1 protein-coding gene is annotated in these 570 nt (G+C 26.0%); it reads right to left on the bottom strand.

Translation table 11 applies throughout. The features are described from left to right. Positions 1-98 precede the first annotated feature (98 nt). Positions 99-570, bottom strand: a 472-nt coding sequence (locus AC5EAH_RS08195) for an IS1634 family transposase (RefSeq protein ID WP_493494289.1), incomplete at its 5' end; no start/stop codon positions are given.

The raw sequence follows: 570 nt of genomic DNA, 5'->3' as shown, positions 1-570 counted from the left end.
CCTGAATTTGACACTTTTACCAAAAGAAAAACGCTGTAAAGCTATATATATCAAGCTTTATAGCGTTTTTGTCATACCTAAAAAAAGGCGTAAACTTTCTATAATTTCGTCTGTTTAAAAATTTTTTTCAGTTTTTTTAATGATAAAATTTCATAGTCTGTTCTAAAATTGAATGTTTCATGAAGTTTGTCAGTAATATCTGTTCTTGTATAAAGTGGTATTAATCCTTCACCTTCAACATTTTTAAAGTCCATATGTCTAATTGTATCAAGAATATCATGGTAGGAGATAGAATTGTTGAGTTTATTTTCAAGTATTCTAAAAATAAGTAATGCAATGAAACAAGTTAAAAAATGTGCTTCAATACGTGTTTTTATAGATAAATTAATAGGTCTTGCTTTAAAATCACTTTTCATGATTCTAAAACTTTCTTCGATTTCCCAACGCCCACGATTAATTTTTATGATTTGTTCTACAGTTAAATTATCTGCATTAGTACAAATACCATAAAAACCATCATATTTAGCTTCTTCATTTATTTTATCTATATTTAATTCTAGTATCGTATTA

This window comes from Staphylococcus sp. B1(2026) (assembly GCF_058895785.1).
The sequence above is the reverse complement of the archived record's forward strand: the minus strand, read 5'-3'. Positions and strand labels throughout refer to the sequence as shown.